This is a genomic window from Marivita sp., from assembly GCF_022763305.1.
Lineage (GTDB): Bacteria > Pseudomonadota > Alphaproteobacteria > Rhodobacterales > Rhodobacteraceae > Marivita.
Genome location: NZ_JALEGT010000057.1, coordinates 1 through 8,809 on the forward strand (window position 1 = coordinate 1; position 8,809 = coordinate 8,809).

Consider the following 8,809-nt stretch of genomic DNA (forward strand, 5'->3'; position numbering starts at 1 on the left):
ACGCATGGCTCAACTTTCTCGAAGATTTTGTCGCCGATCCAGAAATCATCTCTCGCGTCAAGGACCAAGGTCCGCGGTAGAAATCGGGCGGTTTCGGATAACGGCCTGATCTGCCCGGCAGAGTTGCTCTCGGACTTCAGACCGCAAAACGGCTTCGCTTCGGGTGCGAGGCGGGATGATCTGGGGATATCCGCGCGATCTGTGGCAGATTTGCCGATGGCTCTGTCACCAGCTGGCGACTACAGGAATGGCAAGACACCGTGGGTGCATGCGACGCCCCGGCGACTTTCGTGAGTGCGCTCGGCGGGGCGGGTCTACGTTTTCAGTGTCTGTGCGCTAACCCGACAGAAACGCCTGCAGCGTGTCGATCCGCAGGGGTTTTGCAAGCAGGGTGTCCATGCCCGCCGCCCGGCATTTCTCCATGTCTTCGGCTTGCACGCTGGCCGTGAGCGCCACGATTTTCGTCGCTGTGTTCAGGCCGGGGCCGTTGCGGATGTGACGGGTGGCGATGAGACCGTCCATCTCGGGCATGTGCATGTCCATGAAAATGATGTCGAATGTCCTGTTCCGTGTCTTTGCCAGGGCCGCTTCTCCGGTATCGGCGGTCTCGACGTCGAACCCAAGCCGCGCGAGCATCGCGGCGGCGACGGTCAGGTTGATCTCATTGTCGTCGACAATCAGCGCCGACCGCCCTGCCCCGATCAGGGCTGGCTCCGGGGTCGCCTCCTCGGCATGTTTGACCGGGGCGCTTGTGACATCCAGTTCAACCTCGACACGGAAGGTGCTGCCGACACCAAGTACGCTCTGCACCGACACGGTACCGCCCATGGCATCGACCAGCGACTTGACGATCGACAGGCCCAGACCGCTCCCCCCGAAGCGGCGCGTCATGCTGCCATCGGCCTGTTCGAAACGCTGAAAGATTCGCGGCAGCGCGACCGTCTCGATGCCGATGCCGGTATCCGTAACCTCGAAGACAAGCCGTGCGCGATCGTCGCTGGTTTCAGTGGCGGAGCCGGCGAAGGATACGCTGCCCTCCTTGGTGAATTTCACCGCATTGCCAAGCAGGTTGATCAGAATCTGCCGGAGACGATTGGCATCACCGCGGCAGATCAGGTCGGCGGGCACGGTACAGTCCTTGATCAGGGCAAGGCCTTTGGCTTCGGCGTTGGCGCGGAGGATTTCGAACGCATCGGCGCAGATCTCGGCCGGGGAGAACGGCGCATCGCGCAGGACCAGCTTGCCGTTCTCGAACATGGACACGTCCAGAATGTCGTCCACGATCGTCGTGAGCGCCTTGCCCGACGTCAGGATGATGTCGACCTTCTGACGCTGTGCCGCATCCAGAGGCGTGTCCGACAGCAGTTCGGCTGCCGGGATGATGCCATTGAGGGGCGTGCGGATTTCATGGCTCACCGTGGCAAGAAAGCGGGATCGCGCCTCCAGCGCCACCTCGGCACGGGCACGCGCCTCGCGCAGGCTGTCGGTCTGGTCCTGGATCCGGATGCGCATGGACTCGAACCGATGCGCCAACTGGCCGATCTCGTCGTCGCCCTTGGGCAGCGAGAGCTCATAGTTACCGACCGCCAATTCATCGGCGGCATGCGCCACTTGGATCAGCCGCCTGATGAACAGGCGGTCCACGACGAAGGCAATGCCAAGCAGGATCAGGGCCAGAACGCCAAGCCCGGCGGAGACGATCCTCCAGACCTCGTTCCGCAGCCGGAGAATTTCCGGCTCGATATCGGCAACGACAGAGAGGCGTCCGAGGTCCCGCCCCTCGAACGCGATCATGGCCGTTTCGGTGACATGATATTGGCCGGTCTCGGGCTGTCGGTCCTCAAGCGGGTAGAGGACTTGCCCCTCCGCGTCGTACAGCGTGACCGCGACCCAATTGTCGTAGCGGTTCTCGACGACCGAGAGCGTTTCGTAAGCCGCGCCGATCTGATTGCTCAGCAGGTAGGGCAGGATGCCGTCCGACAGGATTTCCGCTTCGCGCCGGATTTCCCGGGATTGCGCATTGACGATCAGTTCGGTGAGCCGGGGCACCCAGGCGAATTCGAAGATCAGGGCCCCACAGACCGATCCAGTGACGATCACCGCGCTGATCCGCACTCTGATGGACTGTAAGGTCTTTGTCTGCAACGGCACTCTTGTTTCCTCGATCCGCTATTCAATCCAGTAGGTCTTGAGATTGAGCTCCTTCAGAATGTCGTATTGCGCCGTGTTCGCAGGCGCCACGTGATCGAACGGAACACGTGCCAGCATGGCCTGTCCGTCTTCGGTCGTGTTCATCGCCAGAAAGGCAGCCGCGACCGCGGCGACGGTGTCCGCTGCGATCCGGTCATGCGCCGCGAAGGGGTGCGTCGGAAGACGGGTGGTTTCGTGGATGATGCGCAGGCTGTTGCGATACGCCGGATTGGCGTCCAGCGTGGCCCTCACCCCGCCAGCCGCATCCATCCGGCCCAGAATGACGTTCAAATAGGCCGAGGAATGGGTGCCGACATAATGCGCCTCGTAGCTGAGACCGAAGATGCGGTCGAGATCGGACCGCATCAGCAGCGCGGCTCCGAGGGCATTGGGCGCGGGAAAGGCGATTGTCCCGCCCTCGAGATCGCTGACGGTGTGAATGTCAGAATGCGCGGCCACGACCAAGACGCCAAAAAGCTCGCGTCCTGCATCGTTCACGACGGGCGTGTAGCCCTGCGCCTCGGACGCGATCACGAAGTGATAGGGGTTCATGTAGGCGAAGTCGAAGGCCCCCTGAAGAAGCGCCTGCTCGAAATCGGGGATTTGCGGTGAGGCAACCAACTGAAACTGATGGCCGGTCCGATGTTCCAGCTCGGACAGGATGGGCGCCCAGATTTCCACCAGCATCCGGGGCTCGAACTGCGGTACAATCCCGACTGTGAACGTGTCGGCCCATGCACTGCCGCACAGAAACAGGGACGAAGCTACCGTGCCAATCCGCGCCCATCTCCGCAAGATCGGCACAATGCGCATGCGACCGAAACTAGTCGACATACCGATCCTGCGATGTCTCGCACGTCACGTAAAAGGCAGGTCTTTGGTCTGTCGCCATGATCTTCAGCGGTCTGAGTGGGGTGGTGCCACGCACCTCCGCGATGAACCACTTACTCGAACGCACACAATCCGGATGTCGACAAACCCACCGCGAAAGCAAAATTCCGACGCTCCAGATGCGCGGATAGTGCGCTGTTCCAACTCAAGTCGTCAAGTATCGTTGCAAATGACGCATTCTGTGGCGTGTCGATGGTGTCCTCCTGGACCGCTTTGCCCTGATGTTTCGCCTGCACATCGGACCACCGTGCCACGCGGGACGGATGTCGCGCGGTTTCGGTCTTGCCGTTGATCAGGCGGATCGAGCCAGTCGCGCGACGCATGGTGCGGGCCGCGGCCAAGGCCACACGCCAGCCAATGCAGCGACCTCTTAAAACTTCACGGAAAAGACAAAACAGGTCTATTCAACCCGGTGATTTTTGGACAGGGTCCTGCCGGGCCGCCTGATGCGGTCGGCAATGCGGTGATCCCCATGAACCTGATCAGACTTGAAACCTTCAGCACCGAATTCGTGTGTTTCGTGCGGGCCACCGCTGAAGACGGAGCGCAGGGATGGGGTCAGGTGGCGCCCTATCATGCCGACATCACCGCGCAGGTTCTGCACCGTCAGGTCGCGCCGCATGTTCTAGGGCAGGATTGCGGGGACATCGACGCAATGCTCGACCTCGTGCGCGACCGCGAACACAAGTTCCCCGGGTCCTATCTGCGGCGGGCCATGGGTGGGGTGGACACGGCCCTCTGGGACATGCGCGGGCGGCGCGAGGGCAAACCCGTCTGCGCGCTGATCGGTGGCACGCCGGGCCCCATTCGCGCCTATGCCTCGTCGATGAAACGTGACATCACGCCGATCGATGAGGCCGAGCGATTCACCCGCCTGAAGGACCGTTTCGGGTTTGATGCGTTCAAGTTCCGGGTCGGCGCCGAGGTGGGCCGGGACCGCGATGAATGGCCGGGCCGCACCGAAGAGATCGTGCCGACGATCCGCAAGGCGCTCGGACCGGACGTTGCCCTGCTGGTCGATGCCAATTCCTGCTATTCGCCCGCGCGCGCCATCGAGGTCGGGCGGCTCCTTCAGGACAATGGCATCTCGCATTACGAAGAGCCCTGCCCTTATTGGGACTTCGCCCAGACCAAGGAAGTGACCGACGCGCTCGAGATCGACGTGACCGGCGGCGAACAGGACTGCATGATGGAGCGCTGGCAAACCATGATCGCGGACCGCGTCGTGGACGTGGTGCAGCCGGACATCTGCTATCTCGGAGGGCTGTCACGCACGCTGCGGGTGGCCCGGATGGCCGAGGCCGCCGGGCTGCCGGTGACACCGCATTGTGCCAACCTGTCTATGGTGACGCTGTTCACGATGCACCTGCTGCGGGCAATCCCGAACGCGGGCAAGTATCTCGAATTCTCGATCGAGGGCGAGGACTACTACCCATGGCAGGACGGATTGTTCCTGTCGGATCCCTACACGATCGTCGATGGCAAAGCGACGGTCACGGATGCGCCGGGCTGGGGGGTGGAGATCAACCCGGACTGGCTGGCGCAGTCGCAGTACCAAATGAGCACGCTGAAGGATCTCTGACGGCGCGGCATTGCGCTGGCGAGCTGTGTTCAGCCTGCCAGCGCCTTGGTCAGACGATCAGCACGTCGCCCTCGCCCGCGTAAAGCGCCGCGATCAGGTCGGCGTTGTTGGCGCGCATCGCACGCTGGTTGAGCGACCCCTTCTCGGTGATCTCGCCCTTCTCGAAGCTTGGATCATCGGACAGCACGGCCGCGCGCCGCACCCGGCTGGCCGATCCGGTGGCAGCCTTGGCCGCGCTGCCCAGCGCCTTGGTCAGGGCGTCTGTCCGGTCAGGCTCGGGCATCGAGCGCGCCCGTTCGGACAAAAGCAGCAGCGCTCCAAGCTGCGCCTCGTTCTCGCCCACGATGACCGCGTCGCGCACAAGCCCGCCCATCGCATCGACCAGCGCCGCGCGCACCGCACCCACGGCCACCCATGTGCCGGTGTTCAGCTTGAAGTTCTCGGCCACGCGCCCGTCGAAGAAAAACCCTTTTGACAGGTCGTCGGGATCGGCTGGGCGAAGCGCGTCACCCATGCAATAATAGCCTTCCTCGTCAAAGGCTTCGGCCGTCTTTTTGGGGTCGCCGTAATACCCCGGAGTGATGCTCGGCCCCCTGAGGCGCAACTCCATCTTGCCACCGGTGGGCACAAGCTTCATCTGGAGCCCCAAGGAAGGAACCCCGACATTGCCCGCCTTGTCCTGAACCTCGGTGCAGGCCAGCGCGAAAGGCGCGGTCTCCGTGGCTCCGAGCCCCGTCGCCAGAAGCACCTCATGCCCCGTGGCCTGAACCGACAGACGGCGGAGCGCATCCCATGTGTGCTGTGCCATGCCTGCGCCGGCATAGAACATCATGCCAAGCCGGCTGAAGAAGGTCTGCGCCAGCGCCGGGTCTGCTTCGAAGGCCTCGACCAGCATGTCCCAGCCCACAGGCACGTTGAAATACCACGTGCACGAGATGTCGCGCAGGTTGCGCAGGGTTTCCTCGAACTTGCCCGGAACGGGCCGGCCATCGTCGATGTAATAGGTGCCGCCATTCGTCAGCACGAGATAGGACACCTTGTTGCCGGCTGCCGTGTGGTTCCACGGCGCCCAGTTCAGCACCACCGGCGGCTGCTTTTCGAGGAACCGGTAGCAATCGCGCACCATGGCCTGCATCGCGCAGATCATGGTGTTGGTGTTGATCACCGCTTTCGGCGACCCGGTGGAGCCCGAGGTAAAGAGATATTTGACCACGGTTTCGCCGGTGAGCGTGGCACGTGCCGCCTCGGCCGTTGCGGGATCGCTGGTCAGCAGGTCGTCAAAGATCATGGCGCCCGGCACGGGGGCCTCGCGGCAGATCACGTTGCGATCGGGTGCCGCAATGGAGGTGAAAGCTGCGGCAAAGGCCGAGCCGTCATCGCCGTAGACCGCGCCGGGGTTCAGCGTGGCGGCGATGTCCCGCAGCTTGCCATGGTCCTTGGACACCAGCGAATAGGCCGGAGAAATGGGGGCATAGGGGATGCCACTGTAGAAACAGGCCGCGCCGAGCAGCGCATGCTCGAGGCTGTTTTCCGACAGGATCAGAAGCGGCCGGTCCGGGCCAAGCCCCAGACCAAGAAGTGCGGCACCAATGGATTTGGCCCGGGTCCGCGCGTCGGCATAGCTGATGCGGACCCAGTCGCCCGACGCGCCACGCCGCGCGATCCACGTCTGGTCGGGCGTCGCATCCGCCCATTTGTCGAGATAGTCGGCCAGGGTTGGCAGATAGCCGGTCAACGCGCCGACCTGGGCCATGACGATGCTGCCATCCTCGCGATGGTCATAGGTGAACTCGGGGTTCCAGAAATCGTCCGACTTGAGATCCGTCATGCTGCACGCCATCCGAAATGTTCCGACCGGACCTTTACGGGCGAGACACCGACAGTCCGGACCGCACCCCAGGGTACCCGTGGGCATCCTTTGGCGCAGCGGCGCATGGCACTGTCCCCTCCCTCAGGGCCTGGGCGAAGCTTCTCAAAAACCGTTAACAAAGTAAACAGTTTTGTGGTTCATCATTTCCAATTCCCATCGCGCGTCCGGTCGCTTGCCGAGGATGCTATCCGTGAGCATTATAAGTGGATAATAAGTCTCTCGCTCCAGCGATTGAGAATACGGATCACTCTTTTGTTGGGAACGGGAGGTCGGCATGTCCAACGAAGTGCAGACGGATCAGCACCTTCTGAACGCTTATCCCGCAGTCCTGCCCAGGCTGTCCTTGGTCTGGCGCGCGGTCGTGGATGTGGGCGACCGCGTCGACCTTGGTCCGTCTCGCGGCGGCCAGCGATACCTGATTCCGATCACCGGGGGCCGCTTTCATGCAGGGCCTGCTGGCGAGGGTCTTTCTGGCATCGTGCTTGGTGGCGGCGCTGACCGGCAGTTCCTGCGTGCCGACGGGGTCAAGGAACTGGATGCACTTTACGAAATGCAGTGCGAGGACGGCACGCTCATCACCGTCCGGAACCGTGTCATCATAGACGAGCAGGTGCAGCCGCAGCGCTATGCCATGTCGGTGATCCAGGCACAGGTCGACTCGACACGGTTCGACTGGCTGAACCGCCGGGTGCTTGTGGGCACGCTGACCTCGGCGCGTCCGGATCGCGCGGCGGTGGTGATCGATGCATGGCTGGCGGAGCCGGGCACAGGCACCTGACGGCGCCGCTGGCCCAATGGGCCGTTATCCCTGTGCCACCTTGATCTGCAGCTTGACGTCCCTGTCCCGCCCCTCGACCGCCCGGTCGAAGGCCTGGATGCTGTCCTCGAAGGCAAAGGTTTCCGAGATCAGCGGCTTCAGGTCCACCTTGCCGGAGCCGATCAGCGCGATGGCCCGTTCGTACATGTTGGCATAGCGGAACACCGTCTCCATGCGGATTTCCTTGGACTGCGCCAGCACGATGTCCACCGGAACGGGGTCAACGGGCATGCCCACCCAGACGACGCAGCCCGCCGGAGCCACCGCTTCGAGCGCGGTCTGGATCGACGCGGCTGCCCCTGCGCATTCGAAAACCACGTCCGCGCCCCATCCGCCGGTTGCCGCGCGAAGAACATCGGCCGGGGTCTCGCGCGGGATCAGGATTGGCTCGACATTGTCATAGGCGGCAGCCACCGCGAGTTTGCCTTCGACAAGATCACAGATGTAGACCTTGGCGCATCCCCCGGCGAGCGCCGCCAAGGCGACCATGATGCCGATGGGGCCCGCCCCCGTGACAAGCGCCACATCGCCCGGCGTGATTTTCGCGCGCGCGGCCGCCTGCATGCCGATGGCAAAGGGTTCGACCATCGCGCCTTCGGCAAAGGATACGTTGTCCGGCAGTTTGTAGGTGAAGGCGGCTGGGTGCACGACGGACGGCGTCAGGCAGCCATGCACCGGGGGCGTGGCCCAGAACCTGACATCAGGATCGACGTTGTAGACCCCGAGCTTGCTGGCCTTTGACGTCATGTTGGGAATACTCGGTTCCATGCAGACGCGGTCGCCCGGCGCAAGATGCGCGACATCAGCGCCGACCTCGACCACCGTCCCCGAGGCTTCGTGCCCGAGGATCATGGGCTCGTTCACAACGAAGGGGCCGATCTTGCCGTGGGTGTAGTAATGCACGTCACTGCCGCAGACCCCGACCGTGTCGATGGCGATGCGGACATCCCCCGGTCCCATGCCGGACGGCAGGTCGATCTCGCGCAGGGACAGTTTCTTTGCTTCTTCCAGAACAAGTGCCTTGGCCATGACCCGATCTCCTGTTGTGTCCAAGCCAGGGGCACGGGCGGCACCTTGGCGAAGTCTTCATCCGTCAGTCATGTGTCGACGAAATGGCAGCCCCCGCTTGTCACGCGGGGCGCCGAGCACACGAGCGTTCCTGTCGTGATCCACCATCTGACCTTCTGTGTCCAGATCAGGCCGGCCAAGGAGGCCAACCTGCGGGTCATGCGTCCTGTCACGTGAACCAGGCTGACTGTTGCCTGCGGAACAGGCAACAACTGCGCCAAGGCCGCTATGTCACGGGACATAGGAAGGCCCTTGGAAGACCTGGCCCAAGTATCTTTGGATAGGTATTTTATCGAATTAGGGTCAGGATTCATAACCAATAGATGACGATGGCCGCGAGGGCGATGGCCGAGAGGAACACTTTCGGGCATCGATCGTAGCGGGTTGCTAC

The 8,809-nt window shown here is 62.9% G+C and carries 7 protein-coding genes and 1 pseudogene; 2 read left to right on the forward strand and 6 right to left on the reverse strand.

Annotated elements, in window-relative coordinates:
- Positions 1–336: 336 nt before the first annotated feature.
- From MRY75_RS11955 to MRY75_RS11965, 3 genes are all read right to left on the reverse strand, one after another.
- Entirely contained in the window at positions 337–2,151 is a 1,815-nt protein-coding gene (locus MRY75_RS11955) for an ATP-binding protein (RefSeq protein WP_292308071.1), read from the reverse strand.
- Between the two features lie 18 nt (positions 2,152–2,169).
- The gene (locus tag MRY75_RS11960) at positions 2,170–3,003 is read right to left on the reverse strand and encodes a phosphate/phosphite/phosphonate ABC transporter substrate-binding protein (protein WP_292308073.1); all 834 of its coding nucleotides are present in this window, start codon (positions 3,001–3,003) and stop codon (positions 2,170–2,172) included.
- Positions 3,004–3,134: 131 nt separating this feature from the next.
- Positions 3,135–3,422 (reverse strand): hypothetical protein, encoded by a 288-nt coding sequence (locus tag MRY75_RS11965; protein ID WP_292308074.1) that lies wholly within the window; start codon positions 3,420–3,422, stop codon positions 3,135–3,137.
- A 131-nt stretch (positions 3,423–3,553) separates the two neighbouring features.
- Between MRY75_RS11965 and MRY75_RS11970 the strand changes: the two genes are divergently transcribed.
- Positions 3,554–4,663, forward strand: coding sequence for a mandelate racemase/muconate lactonizing enzyme family protein (locus MRY75_RS11970; RefSeq protein WP_292308076.1), 1,110 nt, complete (start codon positions 3,554–3,556; stop codon positions 4,661–4,663).
- 49 nt (positions 4,664–4,712) lie between these two features.
- Here the strand turns inward: MRY75_RS11970 and MRY75_RS11975 are convergent, their stop codons facing one another.
- Positions 4,713–6,491, reverse strand: a complete 1,779-nt coding sequence (locus tag MRY75_RS11975; protein ID WP_292308078.1) for a feruloyl-CoA synthase — start codon at positions 6,489–6,491, stop codon at positions 4,713–4,715.
- Between the two features lie 316 nt (positions 6,492–6,807).
- Here MRY75_RS11975 and MRY75_RS11980 point away from each other — a divergent pair, with 316 nt between their 5' ends.
- Entirely contained in the window at positions 6,808–7,311 is a 504-nt protein-coding gene (locus tag MRY75_RS11980; RefSeq protein WP_292308079.1) for a DUF3237 domain-containing protein, read from the forward strand.
- A gap of 24 nt (positions 7,312–7,335) precedes the next feature.
- Here MRY75_RS11980 and MRY75_RS11985 read toward each other — a convergent pair whose 3' ends face one another.
- Both MRY75_RS11985 and MRY75_RS11990 read right to left on the reverse strand, forming a co-directional pair.
- Complete coding sequence (locus MRY75_RS11985; protein ID WP_292308081.1) at positions 7,336–8,379, reverse strand: NAD(P)-dependent alcohol dehydrogenase; 1,044 nt, start codon at positions 8,377–8,379, stop codon at positions 7,336–7,338.
- A gap of 349 nt (positions 8,380–8,728) precedes the next feature.
- A pseudogene (locus MRY75_RS11990) lies at positions 8,729–8,809 on the reverse strand (IS5/IS1182 family transposase); the annotation flags it as partial.